We start from the raw sequence: 16,453 nt of genomic DNA, 5'->3' as shown, positions 1-16,453 counted from the left end.
CACATGGTATACATCGTAGGACTTCTCTCGATTGTTTTTCTAGCGCTTGCCTTCATGGTATTTGGTCGGCTGACCAATGTAATGAAAGGGGTAAGCAACCCTCAGGAGGGTGAAGAGCAGTATGGCAGCACCAGCAACAAAATCAACGGAGCCATGTTTATGGTGTTCCTGATTTTGGGCGTTGTGGCGGCAACATGGTCGTTTATTCACTCGACCCAATATTTTTTGCCACAAGCATCTTCAGAACACGGTCGTCGCACTGACACGCTCTTCTGGGTGTCGATGGCAATTGTGACCGGCTCGGCTCTGCTGACCAATATCTTTCTGTTTTATTTCGCATTTAAATACCAGTACAAAAATGGTAAGCGGGCAACGTATTATCCTGAAAACCACAAGCTGGAGCTGTACTGGACGGTTACGCCCGCCATCGTTATGGCGCTGATGGTGTTTACCGGCTGGCAGGCGTGGCGTGACATCATGTCGGAGGCCCCCGCTGGTGCGCAAGAAGTAGAGCTAATTGGTAAGCAGTTTAACTGGATTGCCCGCTACCCCGGCGTTGATAATAACAAGCTTGGCAATTACAATTACAAACTGATTGATAACAATAACGACACAGGTATTGACTTCTCGGACGAAAACGCGTTTGATGACTTCACGAATACCACCGAATTGCATATTCCGGTGGGTAAGCCTGTGCTGATCCGTATTCGTGCGCGTGATGTGCTTCACAGTGTGTTTATTCCCCACATGCGGGTGAAGATGGACGCAGTGCCAGGTATGCCGACGCGGTTTTGGTTCAAGCCAGAGAAGACCACCGAACAGATGCGCAACGAGACTGGTAATCAGAATTTCAAATATGAGATTGCCTGTACGGAAGTGTGTGGTCGCAACCACTTTGCCATGCGTTTGAACCTGGTTGTTGAAGACGAAGATTCTTGGAAAAAGTGGTGTGCTGAACAAAAGCCTCTGCTGACTTCTTTCCCTGAATATGCTTCACGCATTCCTGCCAACCTGAAAGCCAAGGCGGCCAAGTATTTGCCCAGTGCAGATAGCACCGCTACGGCATCGGCAGGTGGTGTAGCTGCTTCAGGAAATGCTTCTCTGCGTTAATATTCCAATCGACAACAACAACTAACTATGGCAACTGAAAGCGCTGTCTCGACTCTATCGGTTCATGACGCCGAGCATGACCATCATGAAGAATTGAGCTTTTGGCGAAAATACATTTTCGCGGAAGATCATAAAACTATCGCCAAGCAATACTTGATATCAGGTATTGTCTGGGCAATCATTGGTATCTCCTTCTCGGTGATGTTCCGTCTTCAACTGGGTTTCCCCCAAATGAAGCTGGAGTTTCTACGTCCGATTATTGGCAATTGGATTGACGAGAGTGGTAAACTAGATCCTAACTTCTATCTGGCTCTTGTCACTATGCACGGTACCATCATGGTATTTTTTGTGTTGACAGCCGGTTTGAGTGGTACATTTAGTAACTTCTTGATTCCCCTACAGGTTGGTGCCCGTGATATGGCATCTGGGTTTCTGAACATGCTGTCGTATTGGTTTTTCTTCCTGGCCAGTATGCTCATGTTTGTCTCGTTGTTTTTGGAAACAGGGCCAGCGGCTGGTGGTTGGGTAGTGTACCCACCGTTGAGTGCACTGCCACAAGCTCACATGGGTTCTGAGTTAGGTATGACGCTGTGGTTGAGCAGCATGGCACTGTTCATTGTGTCGCAACTACTGGGTGGTATTAACTATATCACCACAGTAATTAACCTACGTACCCGGGGCATGTCGTTCAGCAAGTTGCCACTGACTATCTGGGCGTTTTTCCTAACGGCCATCCTTGGCCTGATTTCGTTCCCGGTTTTGTTGTCAGCGGCATTGCTTTTGATCTTCGACCGTAGTTTTGGTACGAGCTTCTTCCTCTCAGAGATATACATTGCTGGCGAAGCCCTACCGAACGTTGGTGGTAGCCCTATTCTGTTTCAGCACTTGTTCTGGTTCTTAGGTCACCCAGAGGTATATATCGTGATGCTGCCTGCGTTGGGTATCACGTCAGAGATCATCGCTACAAACTCGCGTAAGCCAATCTTTGGCTACCGGGCTATGATTGCGTCTATGATGGGTATTGCCTTTCTGGCTTTCATCGTGTGGGCGCACCATATGTTTGTGACGGGTATGAACCCATTCCTTGGGTCTGTGTTCATGTTTCTGACGCTCATTATTGCGGTACCTTCAGCGGTAAAGGCGTTCAACTACATCACTACGCTGTGGCGCGGTAACATCCGGTTTACACCAGCCATGTTGTTCTCTATTGGTTTAGTGTCGTTCTTCATATCGGGTGGTGTTACGGGTCTCATTCTTGGCAACTCGGCACTGGATATTCAACTACACGATACCTACTTCGTAGTTGCTCACTTTCACTTGGTAATGGGTGCTTCGTCAGCGTTTGGTTTGCTGGCTGGTGTGTATCACTGGTTCCCCAAGATGTTTGGTCGCATGATGAACGAGAAACTGGGCTATATACACTTCTGGCTCACATTCATCGGTATCTATTGCATCTTCTTCCCAATGCACTATATCGGTATTGCTGGTTTCCCACGGCGTTACTACGCGTTCAGCGCGAACGACTTTACGAAGAATATCTTCCACGATATGAACGCCTTCATCAGCGTAATGGCCATTGTCACGTTCTCAGCGCAATTCCTGTTCCTATACAACTTTGTGTATAGCTTGATCAAGGGTAAAAAAGCAACGCAGAACCCCTGGCAGTCGAACACGCTGGAGTGGACCACGCCAATTGTACCTGGGCATGGTAACTGGCCTGGCGAGATTCCAGCGGTGTATCGTTGGCCCTATGATTACAGCAAGCCAGGTGCAAAAGACGATTTCATTCCGCAAAACGTGCCCTACTCGGCTACGCCAGAATCAAACCTTCCGCATGAGAATGAGTTGATTTCGCTGGAAAAAGCGATTGAAGCACAAAACTATAATGACCAGTTTAAGCAACCTCATTAATGAGCGTTCGTTTAGGCGTCTGGCGCTCCTAACTGTTCTGTCGGTTTTTTTATTAATACTCGTCGGCGGAGTAGTTAGGAGCACAGGATCTGGAATGGGTTGCCCTGACTGGCCTAAATGTTTTGGGCAATGGGTACCGCCTACGGACGTGTCAGAGTTGCCAGCCAATTACCAGCAGATCTACGCTCACAGAGGTTATAAAGACGTTCAGTTCAACGCCACTAAGACTTGGATTGAGTATCTGAACCGATTGTTGGGTGCTCTGATAGGCCTATTTATCTTTCTCACTTTTGCAGCCTCAATTAAAGCCTACTGGCGGCGGGATCGCCCCATTGTAGGCTTTAGTTTTTTGGCTTTCCTGTTAGTTGGTTTTCAGGGCTGGTTGGGTGCGAAAGTTGTGGCAAGTGTATTGTCTGGCTGGCTTATTACGCTGCATATGCTGTTAGCCCTCATCATTGTTGGGGTGTTGCTATACGTTGCAGCACGGAGTCAGGCTCATGTGAAATCAGTAGTGCCTGTAACGGCGAAGCCCACCGTCTATCGATGGCTTTGGATTAGTACAGGACTGTTGCTGTTTCAACTGTTGCTTGGTACGCAGGTGCGCGAAATGGTCGACGAAGTAGCCAATCAGTTTGGGCAGCAGCAGCGCTATCGCTGGATCGATGAGCTTGGCGTACGGTTCTACGTGCACCGTTCGCTTTCCTTGGTAGTGCTAGCAAGCCAACTGGCCTGGATTCTTCCTTTTCGTAAGGAGGCAAAGCAGCGAGACATCACCTATATACTGTCACTGGCCATTGTCTCTCTCGTTTTGATGGAGATACTAACCGGAGCCATAATGGGCTACTTTGCCATTCCCGGATGGGCACAGCCTGTTCATCTGACGCTGGCGGTTACGGTCCTTGGGTTACAATTCATTATCATCCTGTTTTTATACGCTGACCGGCTATTGCCCGTCCTGCCCAAAAACAGTAGCACGATACAACGTGCAGATACCCCAATGTTATGAGCACACCTGTGGAAGTAGCTACCGAGCAACGCCCAAAGCCTGTGCGTAAACCTTGGTGGTATACCTATTTTGAACTACTCAAGTTCCGGCTCTCGTTCCTGGTTGCGTTTTCAGGCGTACTGGGCTACATGATGGCTGCCGAAAGACCTTATTCGCTTTGGGCGATGGCTTTGTTCAGTATTAGTGGTTTACTAGTTACAGGTGCAGCTAATGCGGTTAATCAGGTGCTTGAAGTAGAATTTGACCGGCTGATGCAACGCACTGGAGATCGCCCTTTGCCATCGGGCCGGTTGAGCAAGCAAAAGGCCTTGATCTTTGTAGCGGTAACACTCTTTCTTGGTTTATTCATCCAGACCAATAGCTTCAATCCACTTACGGCTGGTGTCTCGTTCGTCTCTTTTTTGCTCTACGGCTTTGTTTACACACCATTGAAACGTGTAGGATCAATTGCCGTATACGTAGGGGCTATACCCGGCGGTTTGCCGCCACTCATTGGCTGGATAGCCGCCACTGGCACCGTCAATGGCGAGGCGTGGTGGTTGTTTGCACTCCAGTTTGTCTGGCAGTTCACGCACTTTTGGGCTGTGGCTTGGGTACTAGACCAGGATTATGCAAAAGCAGGCTTCAAATTGCTACCCTTGAAAAGGCCACCCTCTAGCCGCACGGCTACTATTATTTTGTTGTTTACTATCTGGCTGGTACCGCTGGCTATTGTGCCTTATCTGATGGGCTACGTGGGGTTAGTGTCAACACTAATAGCTGTAGTGATGGCTGTGGTGCTCATTGTATTTAACGTGGCACTAGTGCGTAGCCCAACCGTGGCAACAGCTAAGCGCCTCATGTTTTCAGCATTTGCTTATTTACCGATTGTTCAAATTGCGTTTGTTCTAGATCGCATCTGACATGAAAGAGGAAACAGAAGAAATAAAATGGCTCGAAGAAGAGCCGGAAGAAACCCTCTCGGTGAACCCTAAACGGTTTATTCTGTGGTTATTCATCGTGAGCATACTGATGTTATTTGCCTCCTTTACTAGTGCTTATCTGGTGCGTAGGGCAGAGGGCAACTGGCTTGATTTTGTCATGCCGCCTGTGTTTGCCTACAGCACAGGGGTGCTTATTGTGAGCAGTATAACGATGCACTGGGCCTATCTGGCCGCCAAAAAAGACAATTTCAATGCCCTCAGGATAGCGATTACTGTTACTTTTGTGCTCGGAATGATATTCCTGTACATGCAGTTCCAGGGATGGGTCGAACTGGTGAAAAGCGATGTGTATTTCGTTGGCAACCCCGCTGGCTCGTTCATCTATGTGTTTACAGGAATGCACGCGTTTCACCTGATATCGGGACTGATTGTGCTGGTCTTTGCGTTGGTGGCTGCGTTTCGGTTGAGGATACATGCCAAGTCGCTCGATCAGATACACATTGCGACCGTTTACTGGCATTTTCTGGATATACTCTGGCTTTACTTGTTTTTCTTTTTACTTTATTTCCATTAATACGTTTAAAATCGCATGGCGGCTACAGCAGCAACAACTGACGAGTCAGTAGTATTTGACAAGAAGGCGTGGATGGGCGGCGTTGAACCAATGAACGCCAGCTACGGTAAGCTGATGATGTGGTTCTTCCTCATATCAGATACCTTCACCTTCTCGGCTTTATTGGTTACCTATGGCCTAATTCGGTATAGCTGGCCAGCTTATTCGCCCGAAATTCACGGCGTTCCGTTCCATTTCTCAAATACCTATTGGCCCGTGCCTGACCATGTATTCAACGCACTGCCGTTTCTGCATGGCCTGAACGCTCCTCTGATTTTCGTGGGCCTGATGACCTTTATCCTGATCTTCTCATCGGTAACGATGGTACTTGCTGTTGAGGCAGGCCACCGGCGCGACCGGCAGGATGTAGAGAAATACATGCTCTGGACAATCCTAGGTGGTTTTGCTTTTCTGAGCAGTCAGGCTTGGGAGTGGTCACACTTTATCCACGGTACGGAAGAGGGTAGCACCATCAGGGAACTGGTAGCGGGTCAGTGGACACAGCATACCATCTTTGGGGCTAACCTGGCCGAAAATCAGTATGGCCCACCTGCCTTCGCCGATTTGTTTTTCTTCATCACCGGGTTCCACGGTACGCACGTTTTCTCTGGTGTACTGCTAAATATCCTGATTTTCTACCGGTCGTCTACGGGTATGTATGACCGTCGGGGTAGCTACGAAATGGTGGAGAAAGTAGGGCTCTACTGGCACTTTGTAGATCTTGTCTGGGTCTTCGTATTTACCTTCTTCTACCTGGTTTAATTTTTTTGTCGTCATGGCCAATACACCATACACTGATAATCACGGCGGCACCGACGTTGCGCCACCACCTGCCAACACAAAGATCATCTGGCGTACGTTCCTGATCTTATGCGTTATTACTGCCTTTGAGTTTTTGATTGCTTTTACCATGAAAGCTGGTTATCTGCGGGTCTCCATTTTCGTAGGCATGACAATCATTAAGGCGTTTTACATCGTGGGTGAGTTTATGCACCTAAAGCACGAAGTGAAAAGCCTGATCTGGTTTATCATGTTACCCGTCATTTTTGTAATGTGGCTTTTGTTAGCCTTGATGTATGAAGGCGGTTCCATCTTTATGACCAGGTAAGCAACTATGGCTTCATTCCGAAAGGCCGGGATCCTCTTCTTCGTGTTGATGGTCCCGGCTTTGTCGTACATAATCTACAGGTTTGGTACGACCAATTATTACACCCTGCCCCGGTTCATACCCGTCATTGACTCAACCACCAATGAGCCGGTCATGCAGAAGGTCACTGATCAATTTGGTGAGCATACCGATACCTTATTCCGAAAAGTACCGGACTTCACGCTAACCGATCAAGATGGCAAACCCGCTACCGGGGCACTGCGAAAAGGGAAAATTCACGTAGCCAATTTCTTCTTCACGCGCTGTGGCACCATCTGCCCAAAAATGAACACCAACCTGTCTCGGGTGCAGGATATCTTTAAAGATAGGCAGGATCTGGTGTTTCTGTCCTTCAGCGTTGATCCCGTTAATGACAAGACGGCCGAGCTGACTGCCTACGCGAAGAAGATGCACGCCCTGCCCGGAAAGTGGTATTTCCTGACGGGCGACAAGGCCCAGATTTATAACCTGGGGCAGCACGGCTACTTCCTGCCGGTGGTCGATCATGGGGTGAGCTACGGGTCGCCCGACGAAACTTTTATCCACAGCGAAAAGTTAGTTTTAGTAGATAAGGAGGGTGTTATTCGTGGTTTTTACGATGGTACCGACAAGAAAGATATCGAACGCTTGATACTGGAAATCAGGGTACTGATTGATGGTTATAGGAAACAAGCTTGACCTCATGGAAACTGTCGAGTTAGTGAAGAGTGAACGCAATGCCAACCGGTTCATCAATACCGTTTCTATCGCCGTACCGGTTGTAGTGGCGCTTATGTTGGGTATCCGGCAAAAATTCGATCTGGGTAGCTGGACGACGTATTTGCCCCATATCAACGGTGTGATTAATTCGATCACGTCGGTGCTGCTGGTAGTTGGTTATTACTTCATCCGGCAAAAAAATGTAGCTGCCCACCGCCTTACGATGCTGGCCGCTTTTACGTTGGGTGCCTTTTTTCTGGTTGGTTATGTCTTGTATCACATCTCTAACCCATCTACCACGTTTGGTGGTCAGGGGTGGATTCGGCCTGTGTATTATTTCCTGCTCATCTCTCACATCTCTCTTTCAGTTGTTGTCCTCTGGTTTGTGTTGCGGGCGGTGTATTTCGCGCTCACGAAGCAGTTTGTACAGCACAAGCAGATGACGCGATGGGCCTTGCCCATTTGGTTATATGTGAGTACGACTGGGGTAATCGTCTACCTGATGATTAGGCCCTATTACAATCACTAATTAATGACAACAAGCTATGAAAAAGTGGAGTTGGCTAGTGGTACTGGGATTGATTCTCTTCGCTGGTCCTGATTTGTTTGCGCAATGCGCCATGTGTCGTGGGGTAATTGAAAGTACCGTTAGTAACGGGCGTAGTGTGGTAGCATCGAACCTCAATTTGGGTATCCTTTATTTGTTGGCCGCCCCCTACCTGATCGTAGCTACGGTCAGCTATTTGTGGTATCGTACCAGTAAAAAAGAACATGGCCAACGTCTCAAAATTTCAAGCCGTGTCCGCCGGGCTATGTCCTAGATGCAGGCAGGGTAAAATATTTAAAACCGCCCTCTACAACCCAATTGGGTTTGGGGAAATGAACGAATTCTGCCCGCACTGCGGACTCCGATTCGAGGTTGAACCAGGTTATTTCATCGGAGCCATGTACGTCAGCTATGCCTTTTCAGGTGGCCTTGCGCTGATCCTAGGCTTTCTACTCTTCTATGGATTCAATAATCCACCCGGTTGGGTGTATGCCCTGATTGTGTCGGTAGGTGTGGTGGTAATTTCAACTATCAACTTCCGGCTGTCGCGCGTTATCTGGCTGCATTACGTAGCAGGTATACGTTACGATCCGGCGCTCTGATAGCCCTTTAAGCTTATTGGAAATCCTGACCTACGGTCAGGATTTTTTTTGTGCCGTGCAACCCGGAAGCAAAGTAGCTGCATCTTCAGGGCAAATGCTTAGCCATATGGCCATAACTCTACCATACTACCTCACGGAAAGCCGACTGGTTGCTGCCCTGCAACAGCAGGAGGCCCGTGCCCAGCGGGTGGTCTATGAGCGGTTTGGCGGCAAAATGATGGCTGTCTGTATGCGCTATGTGGGCAATCGCGATGATGCCGAAGAAGTGTTGATTGATGGATTTATGCGGGTCTTTAATCGAATCGATCAGTTCAGGGGCGATGGTAGTTTTGAAGGTTGGGTTCGTCGGGTAATGGTCACGGAATCACTGATGTACCTCCGAAAGAATAAAGCCTGGCGCCAAGAGCTTCCGCTCGACACCATCACCGTCGAACCTGACTACGAATGGGCCGATGCCAACCTGCAAAGCGAAGACCTGATCCGGCTCGTGGCACAGCTACCCGACGGCTACCGTACCGTGTTCAACCTCTATGCCATTGAAGGATATAATCACGCCGAAATTGCCGAACTGACGGGCATTAGTGAAGGCACTTCAAAATCACAATTATCACGTGCCCGGGCTTTACTACAACAGAAAGTCCGTAGCATGGAAACAGGACATAAGCCAGCAAACCAATATGGAAAAGCAGCCAATAGATGATCTTTTTGCCCGGAAGCTGCGTGAGGCTGAACTACCTCCCAGCCCTGATGCCTTGAGCCGACTGCAAAGCCGGCTGAATAGTGTCCCGTTGCCTACTCAAAGACGGCGAGTGGCTGTGTGGTGGTATGGGGTAGCCGCAGCCAGTCTGATCTTGGTTGCCCTGTTCTCTTACCAAAACAATCGTTCGATCAAATCGGCAGAGTCAACCTCACTCACCGCACAGACTAAAAAGCTAACCGCCGCACCCAACCATACAGAGGTGCCTGTACCGCTTATTGCCAAGGTAGGAGAGGGTGCCAAACCGGGCCGAAAACAGCAGATACTAGAAGAGGAAAGAGGGACGGTGGTCATAACGAATAAACAACGTGTGCCAATGCCGGAGGTTGCCGAAAAGGCAGTAATAGCTAAAAATGCAACCCAATCTGCCACACCGAGGACCGCCACCAGGGTTGATGAACAGGTAGCTATTTCTTCTATTACACCTGAACCGACAGCGATAAAAGTTGAGGCATTAGCTACAGTCGCCACTAGCAAATTGGCCCATCCTGTTCAGGAAGTACCACAGACAGTTTCTGTGAGCACGCATCTGGCAGACCAGCAACGGGTAGTTGTGCTAACCATCGATGAACCAGAATCTGCTGAGAGCGCGCCAGATATGCAGCCTACAAAGGTCGCATCAATGTCGCCTGCACAGACGGGTAGCCTGGCTGGCCTGTTTGCCAAAGTGAAGCAATTGAAAAATGGTGATGCCCTGGCCCGCGCTACACCTGTAAAACGCCATTCAGACGCACGCAGCCGTTTTGGCCGTGTATTCGAAGGCATGAAAGAAAGTCTTAAGAATGATAACACCGCTGACCAATGAAAATGCTCACTATCCTCACCAGCCTGCTGTGTGCTCATGTAGCCACGGCCGCTATAAATCCTGCCGATTCGCTCATCATTCGGTTTGGTAAAGCATCCCGCGTGGCCATCTATGCACCAACGAAAGGACAGTTAAAAGAAATTACGAAGTATGACCTGAACCGAATCGTTAACGATATGGTCTCTAAGCTCGATTCGGTGCCAGAGGGTCAGGTCTATGCTGTAAACGAACAGAACGGTAAGCGTTACCTCCGCGACACGCTGATCGTGGTGGAAAAAACAGACGGTAACGTAACGGTAACGGTTAAAACAGGTGAGTCGTCAGACAACACCAACAGCTATAGCAACCAGCCCAGTGACCGGAAAACCCGAAGAAACAGGAATTACTCTAGCAACAACTGGCGGGTAAGCACCGACTTCCATTTCGGACTGAACACATGGACTGGTGCCACGTCTACCCCAAGATACAATGGCGCTTCTTATGAACTTGACCCACTAGGGTCGCGATATGCCGCGCTTAGTTTCACGCAGAACCCAGCTATTGTGCGGAATAGCAAACTGAAAATAAGCATCCGCTATGGCTTGCAGATAGCCTGGAACAATTTCATGTTCCAGGAGAACGTCAAAGTTGAGCGTGGCCCCGATGTTGTTGCATTTGCCACCTACCCCAGCCACTTAACGAAAAGTAAACTAACTGTCTGCAACCTCGAATTGCCTTTTGTTCCTCAATTCTCGGTATATAATAACAGCCGCAAGCGGGCATTCAACATCGGTTTTGGTGGGTTCGTAGGCTACCGTCTCGACAGTTATACGAAGATCAAGCTAGACAATGGCGACAAGTTTCACGACCACAACAGCTTCTACCTGAACAACCTTCAGTATGGCCTGCAAGGCAACATTGGCATTGCTAACCTCAATTTCTTTGTCAAATACAATCTTAACAACAGTTTTCAGGATGGTCGCGGCCCAGCTGTGCGCCCGCTAAGTTTTGGCATCACGATCTGACTACAAGCTTGTAAGGTAAATACAAGTATAACCCGAAGAGGCCCCTACTACACCAAAGGGGCCTCTTTTGTTGAAATCGAAAAGAATTTTTTGGTCCCCCTGTTGACAACGGACAAAAACGGCGTAATTTTGCAACTCCAAACTGAGATACGGGGCGGAAAATGTTCTTTGCAAGTGTTTTTTGGGGAGTTTCCAGAGTGGCCAAATGGATCAGACTGTAAATCTGCTGGCGTACGCCTTCGGAGGTTCGAATCCTCCACTCCCCACCAAAACAGTTTTCAGTTTTGTGGTTTACAGTTTTCAGTGTAAGCATTCGTTTACAACCGAGAACCAAAAACTTTCTAACTGAAAGCTGAGTGATTGCGGGAGTAGCTCAGTTGGTAGAGCGATAGCCTTCCAAGCTATAGGTCGCGAGTTCGAACCTCGTCTCCCGCTCCACGTTGTTAACTTATTACCTGCCTTCTTAGCTCAGTGGTAGAGCACTTCCTTGGTAAGGAAGAGGTCGTCGGTTCAAATCCGATAGAAGGCTCTAAGCTGCCAAATGTTGCTCTGTTGAGGTGGCTTTTTAGGAGGTGCTCTGTTTGGGCACCTTTTGCGTAAGGGCAAATCAACTAACACTAACTATAGTTAACTAAAGCGTTTTTAAGACATGGCAAAAGAGAATTTTGACCGCTCGAAACCGCACGTCAACATCGGTACGATTGGTCACGTTGACCACGGCAAAACGACGCTGACGGCAGCCATTACGAAAGTACTCGCCGGCAAGGGACTTGCTGCTATGCGTGACTTCTCGTCTATTGACAATGCCCCTGAGGAAAAAGAGCGTGGTATCACGATCAACACCTCACACGTGGAATATGCAACGGAAAATCGTCACTATGCACACGTTGATTGCCCAGGCCACGCCGACTATGTGAAGAACATGGTAACGGGTGCCGCGCAAATGGACGGTGCCATCCTAGTAGTTGCTGCCACCGACGGTCCAATGCCCCAAACGCGTGAGCACATTCTGCTGGCTCGTCAGGTAGGTGTACCCCAACTGGTTGTCTTCATGAACAAAGTTGACATGGTAGATGACCCCGAACTGCTCGAACTCGTTGAGATGGAAATCCGCGAGCTGTTGAGCTTCTACAAATTCGACGGCGATAACATTCCTGTTATCCAAGGTTCTGCACTGGGTGGCCTGAATGGCGAAGCCAAATGGGTTTCTACCATCGAAGAATTGATGGATTCAGTAGACTCATTCATTCCCCTGCCTCCCCGTCAGACGGATCTTCCGTTCCTGATGCCTGTGGAGGACGTGTTCTCGATCACAGGTCGTGGTACGGTTGCCACCGGTCGTATTGAGCGGGGCGTGATCAACTCAGGTGAGCCTGTTGAGATTCTGGGTATGGGTGCTGAAAACCTGAAGTCAGTTGTGACGGGTGTTGAAATGTTCCGGAAAATTCTGGACCGTGGCGAAGCCGGTGACAACGTAGGTCTGCTGCTCCGTGGTATCGAAAAAACCGATATCCGTCGTGGTATGGTTATTTGTAAGCCAGGTTCAGTAACTCCACACGCTAAATTCAAAGCCGAGGTATACGTACTGTCGAAAGAAGAAGGTGGCCGTCACACGCCATTCTTTAACAAGTACCGTCCTCAGTTCTACTTCCGTACCACAGACGTAACGGGTGAGATTGTACTGCCAGCCGGTGTTGAGATGGTAATGCCCGGTGATAACATCACTATTGAGGTAACGCTGATCAACAAGATCGCTATGGAAAAAGGTCTTCGTTTCGCTATCCGCGAAGGTGGCCGTACCGTAGGTGCCGGTCAGGTGACTGAAATCCTCGACTAAGTTTGTCAAAAATCAATAGCAAGTGCATTTCCGAAAGGGGGTGCACTTGTTTTTTGATAAGATTTTCGGATCTTTGCAGTCCCAAAACGGGAATAGGCCAATTACGGAAAAAAGATATAGGAGACAAGAAACAGGATAGTTCAGTTCAAAAAATCTTGCTTCTCATTTCTTATTGCTTGCTTCTACTAACATACACGGGTGTAGTTCAAGGGTAGAATAGCGGTCTCCAAAACCGTTGATGGGAGTTCGAATCTCTCCACCCGTGCCAATCCTTACTGACATGGAAAAAGTTACAACCTTCCTAAAACACTCCTGGGAAGAGGTTCAGCATAACGTGACCTGGCCAAAGTTCAGCGATCTGCAAGCTAGCTCATCGCTGGTGTTGATCGCTTCTCTGATTTTTGCCTTGCTGGTTGGACTAATCGATTACGTGTTTGAAAACGCGTTGAATTTCTTCTATCGCTCATTCTAATACGCTGCCAATCAGATTGATCATGCACATCTTTTGCTTTTGTGCAGGCAACAGGTTAGGCATTTTAACCGCACTACGCAGATGACAACAGGCATCAATTGGTATGTTATTCGGGCTGTTTCGGGTCAGGAAAAGAAAGTAAAATCTTACCTGGACAACGAAATCCATCGGCAACAACTGTCTGAGGTCATCACCCAGGTACTTATTCCTTCTGAGAAGGTGTATGAAATGCGTAATGGCAAGAAGCGTGTACGTGAGAAGTCGTTTTTCCCTGGCTATATTCTTATTTCCGCCGATTTGAGTAATGCACGTGCCTTGGCACTGATTACCAATATGCCCGGCGTGATTGGGTTTTTAGGCAATACAGGGTCAGGTAATTCCAAAATTCCGGTGCCCCTGCGCGAGGCCGAGGTGAAACGGATTTTGGGTAAAGTAGATGAAGAAACGCAGGAGGCAGCCGCCCCTGTAGTTGGTTATCTGCGGGGTGAGTCAGTGAAGGTCGTAGACGGACCGTTTAGTGGCTTCATTGGCACGGTTGAAGAAGTATTTGATGATCGCAAGAAGCTGAATGTGGTCGTTAAAATCTTTGGTCGTAGCACCCCAGTTGAATTGAGTTACGCACAAGTTGATAAAGAGGACTAACGCACTGTTAGCACTCACGTTGGCCACTGATGCTTCCTACAGACGTGGCTGGCACAAAAAGTGACTTCAGCAAGGTAATCGGCGGTTGTGTTGGTATGACACGCACAGTTGAGACAGATGCCGGGCAAGGGTCGTAAAACAAGTACGAACAATGGCAAAAGAAGTAGCTGGCTACGTTAAGTTGCAGGTAAAGGGCGGTCAAGCCAATCCCTCTCCTCCAATCGGTCCTGCGCTGGGTTCCAAGGGTTTAAATATCATGGAATTCTGCAAGCAGTTTAATGGCCGTACGCAGGATAAAATGGGCATAGTCTTGCCAGTACTGATTACGTACTACAAAGACAAGTCGTTTGATTTTGTTATCAAGACGCCTCCTGCTCCGATCATGCTGATGGAAGCTGCTAAACTGAAAGGTGGATCGGCTCAGCCAAACCGGAACAAAGTAGGGTCTGTTAACTGGGATCAGGTACGTGTAATTGCCGAGACGAAAATGCCCGATTTGAATTGCTTCACGGTCGAGTCGGCTATGAAGATGATTGCGGGTACGGCTCGTAGCATGGGTATCACCGTATCAGGCGCAGCCCCCTGGGACAATTAGTAAACTTGCCGAAGGCATCTTAACGAATCATGGCAAAGTTGACAAAAAAACAAAAAGAAGCACAGTCGAAGTTTGATGGAACGAAAGCATACTCGTTGCAGCAGGCGGCTGAAGTCTTGAAAGAGATTTCATACACCAAATTCGACGCTTCTGTAGACATCGACGTGCGGTTGGGCGTTGACCCACGCAAAGCAGACCAAATGGTTCGCGGCGTGGCTACCCTGCCCCACGGTACAGGTAAGAATGTTCGGGTATTGGTGCTTTGCACACCCGACAAAGAGAACGAAGCAAAAGAAGCGGGTGCCGACTATGTTGGCCTTGACGACTACATTCAGAAAATCGAGCAAGGTTGGACAGATGTAGACGTGATCATTACCATGCCTAGCGTGATGGCCAAAGTTGGTCGTTTGGGTCGGGTGCTTGGTCCCCGTGGTCTGATGCCTAACCCGAAATCGGGTACAGTAACGCCAGAAGTAGGCAAAGCCGTGACAGAGGTGAAAGCTGGTAAAATCGACTTCAAAGTTGACAAGACCGGTATCATTCACACTAGCATTGGCAAGGTGTCTTTCACCCCCGAAAAACTAGTTGAGAATGCCCAGGAGGTTATCGCTACGCTAGTTCGGTTGAAGCCTTCTTCATCTAAAGGTACTTACGTGCAGACAATCTATTTGTCAAGCACGATGAGTCCGAGTGTGAACATCGATAAAGCCACCGTTGCGGGCCTGTAATTATGACAAGGGAAGAGAAAGGCGCGATCATCGACGAACTGAGCCAGAAGTTCCAAACCATCCCCTATTTCTATATCACCGATGCTAACGGCATGTCGGTTGCTGAAACCAATCAGCTCCGTCGCCTATGTTTTGAGCGGGGTATTGAATATGTGGTTGTTAAGAACACCCTTATCAGGAAGGCTCTTGAGACAGTAAACGATACGGATTATTCATCATTTGATGGTACAGTACTGACCGGTTTTTCTGGTGTGATGTTTCACCCTGAGAACGGTAAGGCCGCTGCTCAATTGATTAAAGAATTCCGTAGAACAAATGACAAGCTGAAACTGAAGGGCGCTTCGGTTAACTACAGCCTGTTCATTGGTGCTGACCAACTGGATACGCTCATCAACCTGAAGAGCAAGAATGAGTTGATTGGCGAAATCATTGGCTTGCTGCAATCACCTGCGAAAAACGTAGTATCTGCGTTGACAAGCGGCGGAAGCAAACTGGCTGGTATCCTGAAAACGCTGTCGGAGCGCGAAGAAAACTAAGCCCGACGTTCATTTTTCAATCAATCTTGTAACAACTAATTTTCAATACTGAAATGGCAGATTTGAAAGCATTCGCTGAGCAGCTTGTCAACCTTACCGTTAAAGAAGTAAACGAGCTGGCTGCTATCCTGAAAGATGAGTATGGCATCGAGCCTGCTGCTGCGGCACCCGTTATGATGGCCGGTGGTGGCGGTGGCGACGAAGCCGCTCCTGCAGCTGCTGAAAAAACCTCATTCGACGTAGTACTAAAGTCGGCAGGTGCCAGCAAACTGGCCGTGGTGAAACTGGTGAAAGACCTGACGGGTCTGGGCCTGAAAGAAGCCAAAGAACTGGTTGACACAGCTCCGAAGCCAGTAAAAGAAGGTGTTGCTAAAGACGAAGCGGAAGCCCTGCGTAAGCAACTGGAAGAAGCTGGTGCTGAAGTAGAAGTTAAATAAGCAGATTAGCTTATCTGGTACTCCAAGCAGAGAAGGGCCTGGCTAATTGTCAGGTCTTTTTCCGCTTGGAGACTTTTTTATC

The 16,453-nt window shown here is 48.5% G+C and carries 21 protein-coding genes and 4 tRNA genes; all 25 read left to right on the top strand.

What is annotated here, in order from left to right; translation table 11 throughout:
* Nucleotides 1-3: 3 nt before the first annotated feature.
* The 25 genes from J2I48_RS07155 (at nt 4) to rplL (ending at nt 16,371) form a co-directional block, all read left to right on the top strand.
* Entirely contained in the window at nt 4-1,110 is a 1,107-nt protein-coding gene (locus tag J2I48_RS07155) for a cytochrome c oxidase subunit II (protein WP_207334719.1), read from the top strand.
* 27 nt (nt 1,111-1,137) lie between these two features.
* The gene (locus tag J2I48_RS07150; protein WP_207334718.1) at nt 1,138-3,021 is read left to right on the top strand and encodes a cytochrome c oxidase subunit I; all 1,884 of its coding nucleotides are present in this window, start codon (nt 1,138-1,140) and stop codon (nt 3,019-3,021) included.
* Nucleotides 2,996-4,027, top strand: a complete 1,032-nt coding sequence (locus tag J2I48_RS07145; protein ID WP_207334717.1) for a COX15/CtaA family protein — start codon at nt 2,996-2,998, stop codon at nt 4,025-4,027. The genes J2I48_RS07150 and J2I48_RS07145 overlap by 26 nt, the downstream gene beginning before the upstream one ends.
* Nucleotides 4,024-4,929, top strand: coding sequence for a heme o synthase (cyoE, locus tag J2I48_RS07140; RefSeq protein WP_207334716.1), 906 nt, complete (start codon nt 4,024-4,026; stop codon nt 4,927-4,929). The genes J2I48_RS07145 and cyoE overlap by 4 nt, the downstream gene beginning before the upstream one ends.
* Before the next feature lies 1 nt (nt 4,930).
* Nucleotides 4,931-5,524 (top strand): cytochrome c oxidase subunit 3, encoded by a 594-nt coding sequence (locus tag J2I48_RS07135; protein WP_207334715.1) that lies wholly within the window; start codon nt 4,931-4,933, stop codon nt 5,522-5,524.
* Between the two features lie 15 nt (nt 5,525-5,539).
* Nucleotides 5,540-6,325: a cytochrome c oxidase subunit 3 gene (locus J2I48_RS07130; protein ID WP_207334714.1), complete on the top strand. Its 786-nt coding sequence runs from the start codon at nt 5,540-5,542 to the stop codon at nt 6,323-6,325.
* Nucleotides 6,326-6,338: 13 nt separating this feature from the next.
* Complete coding sequence (locus tag J2I48_RS07125; RefSeq protein ID WP_207334713.1) at nt 6,339-6,671, top strand: cytochrome C oxidase subunit IV family protein; 333 nt, start codon at nt 6,339-6,341, stop codon at nt 6,669-6,671.
* A 6-nt stretch (nt 6,672-6,677) separates the two neighbouring features.
* Nucleotides 6,678-7,388 (top strand): SCO family protein, encoded by a 711-nt coding sequence (locus J2I48_RS07120; protein ID WP_207334712.1) that lies wholly within the window; start codon nt 6,678-6,680, stop codon nt 7,386-7,388.
* 4 nt (nt 7,389-7,392) lie between these two features.
* On the top strand, nt 7,393-7,938 hold the full coding sequence (locus J2I48_RS07115; protein WP_207334711.1) for a DUF420 domain-containing protein: 546 nt from the start codon (nt 7,393-7,395) through the stop codon (nt 7,936-7,938).
* A gap of 16 nt (nt 7,939-7,954) precedes the next feature.
* Nucleotides 7,955-8,230 (top strand): CAMCR motif-containing small membrane protein, encoded by a 276-nt coding sequence (locus J2I48_RS28740; RefSeq protein ID WP_229375889.1) that lies wholly within the window; start codon nt 7,955-7,957, stop codon nt 8,228-8,230.
* 58 nt (nt 8,231-8,288) lie between these two features.
* The gene (locus J2I48_RS07110; RefSeq protein WP_229375882.1) at nt 8,289-8,558 is read left to right on the top strand and encodes a DUF983 domain-containing protein; all 270 of its coding nucleotides are present in this window, start codon (nt 8,289-8,291) and stop codon (nt 8,556-8,558) included.
* 106 nt (nt 8,559-8,664) lie between these two features.
* Nucleotides 8,665-9,258 carry an RNA polymerase sigma factor gene (locus J2I48_RS07105; protein ID WP_207334709.1) on the top strand — a complete coding sequence of 198 codons (594 nt, stop codon included), beginning with the start codon at nt 8,665-8,667 and terminating at the stop codon, nt 9,256-9,258.
* The gene (locus tag J2I48_RS07100) at nt 9,236-10,120 is read left to right on the top strand and encodes a hypothetical protein (RefSeq protein WP_207334708.1); all 885 of its coding nucleotides are present in this window, start codon (nt 9,236-9,238) and stop codon (nt 10,118-10,120) included. The genes J2I48_RS07105 and J2I48_RS07100 overlap by 23 nt, the downstream gene beginning before the upstream one ends.
* Nucleotides 10,117-11,124 (top strand): porin family protein, encoded by a 1,008-nt coding sequence (locus J2I48_RS07095; RefSeq protein WP_207334707.1) that lies wholly within the window; start codon nt 10,117-10,119, stop codon nt 11,122-11,124. Before J2I48_RS07100 ends, J2I48_RS07095 begins: the two co-directional genes overlap by 4 nt.
* Before the next feature lie 183 nt (nt 11,125-11,307).
* Nucleotides 11,308-11,393 (top strand) — tRNA-Tyr (locus tag J2I48_RS07090).
* Nucleotides 11,394-11,486: 93 nt separating this feature from the next.
* Nucleotides 11,487-11,562 (top strand) — tRNA-Gly (locus J2I48_RS07085).
* A 19-nt stretch (nt 11,563-11,581) separates the two neighbouring features.
* Nucleotides 11,582-11,653: transfer RNA gene (locus tag J2I48_RS07080), tRNA-Thr, on the top strand.
* Nucleotides 11,654-11,773: 120 nt separating this feature from the next.
* Entirely contained in the window at nt 11,774-12,961 is a 1,188-nt protein-coding gene (gene tuf / locus J2I48_RS07075; protein ID WP_207334706.1) for an elongation factor Tu, read from the top strand.
* Between the two features lie 194 nt (nt 12,962-13,155).
* Nucleotides 13,156-13,229, top strand: a tRNA-Trp gene (locus tag J2I48_RS07070).
* 12 nt (nt 13,230-13,241) lie between these two features.
* The gene (gene secE / locus J2I48_RS07065; protein ID WP_207334705.1) at nt 13,242-13,433 is read left to right on the top strand and encodes a preprotein translocase subunit SecE; all 192 of its coding nucleotides are present in this window, start codon (nt 13,242-13,244) and stop codon (nt 13,431-13,433) included.
* Nucleotides 13,434-13,514: 81 nt separating this feature from the next.
* Nucleotides 13,515-14,075: a transcription termination/antitermination protein NusG gene (nusG, locus tag J2I48_RS07060; RefSeq protein WP_207334704.1), complete on the top strand. Its 561-nt coding sequence runs from the start codon at nt 13,515-13,517 to the stop codon at nt 14,073-14,075.
* Between the two features lie 151 nt (nt 14,076-14,226).
* Complete coding sequence (rplK, locus tag J2I48_RS07055; RefSeq protein WP_207334703.1) at nt 14,227-14,670, top strand: 50S ribosomal protein L11; 444 nt, start codon at nt 14,227-14,229, stop codon at nt 14,668-14,670.
* A 29-nt stretch (nt 14,671-14,699) separates the two neighbouring features.
* Nucleotides 14,700-15,398: a 50S ribosomal protein L1 gene (gene rplA / locus J2I48_RS07050; protein WP_207334702.1), complete on the top strand. Its 699-nt coding sequence runs from the start codon at nt 14,700-14,702 to the stop codon at nt 15,396-15,398.
* A 2-nt stretch (nt 15,399-15,400) separates the two neighbouring features.
* The gene (gene rplJ, locus J2I48_RS07045) at nt 15,401-15,934 is read left to right on the top strand and encodes a 50S ribosomal protein L10 (RefSeq protein ID WP_207334701.1); all 534 of its coding nucleotides are present in this window, start codon (nt 15,401-15,403) and stop codon (nt 15,932-15,934) included.
* A gap of 53 nt (nt 15,935-15,987) precedes the next feature.
* Nucleotides 15,988-16,371 (top strand): 50S ribosomal protein L7/L12, encoded by a 384-nt coding sequence (gene rplL / locus J2I48_RS07040; protein ID WP_207334700.1) that lies wholly within the window; start codon nt 15,988-15,990, stop codon nt 16,369-16,371.
* Nucleotides 16,372-16,453: the final 82 nt, after the last annotated feature.

Source organism: Fibrella aquatilis (assembly GCF_017353255.1).
GTDB lineage: Bacteria > Bacteroidota > Bacteroidia > Cytophagales > Spirosomataceae > Fibrella > Fibrella aquatilis.
Note: the sequence above shows the minus strand (reverse complement) of the source record. Positions and strands in the feature narration are given on the sequence as shown.

What these genes read in the sequence shown, in the direction of transcription:
- rplJ (WP_207334701.1), top strand. Translation starts at nt 15,401, where the DNA reads ATGACAAGGGAAGAGAAAGGCGCGATCATCGACGAACTGAGCCAGAAG.
- rplK (WP_207334703.1), top strand. Translation starts at nt 14,227, where the DNA reads ATGGCAAAAGAAGTAGCTGGCTACGTTAAGTTGCAGGTAAAGGGCGGT.
- secE (WP_207334705.1), top strand. Translation starts at nt 13,242, where the DNA reads ATGGAAAAAGTTACAACCTTCCTAAAACACTCCTGGGAAGAGGTTCAG.
- rplA (WP_207334702.1), top strand. Translation starts at nt 14,700, where the DNA reads ATGGCAAAGTTGACAAAAAAACAAAAAGAAGCACAGTCGAAGTTTGAT.
- J2I48_RS07150 (WP_207334718.1), top strand. Translation starts at nt 1,138, where the DNA reads ATGGCAACTGAAAGCGCTGTCTCGACTCTATCGGTTCATGACGCCGAG.
- J2I48_RS07135 (WP_207334715.1), top strand. Translation starts at nt 4,931, where the DNA reads ATGAAAGAGGAAACAGAAGAAATAAAATGGCTCGAAGAAGAGCCGGAA.
- rplL (WP_207334700.1), top strand. Translation starts at nt 15,988, where the DNA reads ATGGCAGATTTGAAAGCATTCGCTGAGCAGCTTGTCAACCTTACCGTT.
- J2I48_RS07115 (WP_207334711.1), top strand. Translation starts at nt 7,393, where the DNA reads ATGGAAACTGTCGAGTTAGTGAAGAGTGAACGCAATGCCAACCGGTTC.
- J2I48_RS07120 (WP_207334712.1), top strand. Translation starts at nt 6,678, where the DNA reads ATGGCTTCATTCCGAAAGGCCGGGATCCTCTTCTTCGTGTTGATGGTC.
- tuf (WP_207334706.1), top strand. Translation starts at nt 11,774, where the DNA reads ATGGCAAAAGAGAATTTTGACCGCTCGAAACCGCACGTCAACATCGGT.
- J2I48_RS07105 (WP_207334709.1), top strand. Translation starts at nt 8,665, where the DNA reads ATGGCCATAACTCTACCATACTACCTCACGGAAAGCCGACTGGTTGCT.
- J2I48_RS07155 (WP_207334719.1), top strand. Translation starts at nt 4, where the DNA reads ATGGTATACATCGTAGGACTTCTCTCGATTGTTTTTCTAGCGCTTGCC.
- J2I48_RS07110 (WP_229375882.1), top strand. Translation starts at nt 8,289, where the DNA reads ATGAACGAATTCTGCCCGCACTGCGGACTCCGATTCGAGGTTGAACCA.
- cyoE (WP_207334716.1), top strand. Translation starts at nt 4,024, where the DNA reads ATGAGCACACCTGTGGAAGTAGCTACCGAGCAACGCCCAAAGCCTGTG.
- J2I48_RS07145 (WP_207334717.1), top strand. Translation starts at nt 2,996, where the DNA reads ATGACCAGTTTAAGCAACCTCATTAATGAGCGTTCGTTTAGGCGTCTG.
- J2I48_RS07100 (WP_207334708.1), top strand. Translation starts at nt 9,236, where the DNA reads ATGGAAAAGCAGCCAATAGATGATCTTTTTGCCCGGAAGCTGCGTGAG.
- J2I48_RS07125 (WP_207334713.1), top strand. Translation starts at nt 6,339, where the DNA reads ATGGCCAATACACCATACACTGATAATCACGGCGGCACCGACGTTGCG.
- nusG (WP_207334704.1), top strand. Translation starts at nt 13,515, where the DNA reads ATGACAACAGGCATCAATTGGTATGTTATTCGGGCTGTTTCGGGTCAG.
- J2I48_RS07095 (WP_207334707.1), top strand. Translation starts at nt 10,117, where the DNA reads ATGAAAATGCTCACTATCCTCACCAGCCTGCTGTGTGCTCATGTAGCC.
- J2I48_RS07130 (WP_207334714.1), top strand. Translation starts at nt 5,540, where the DNA reads ATGGCGGCTACAGCAGCAACAACTGACGAGTCAGTAGTATTTGACAAG.
- J2I48_RS28740 (WP_229375889.1), top strand. Translation starts at nt 7,955, where the DNA reads ATGAAAAAGTGGAGTTGGCTAGTGGTACTGGGATTGATTCTCTTCGCT.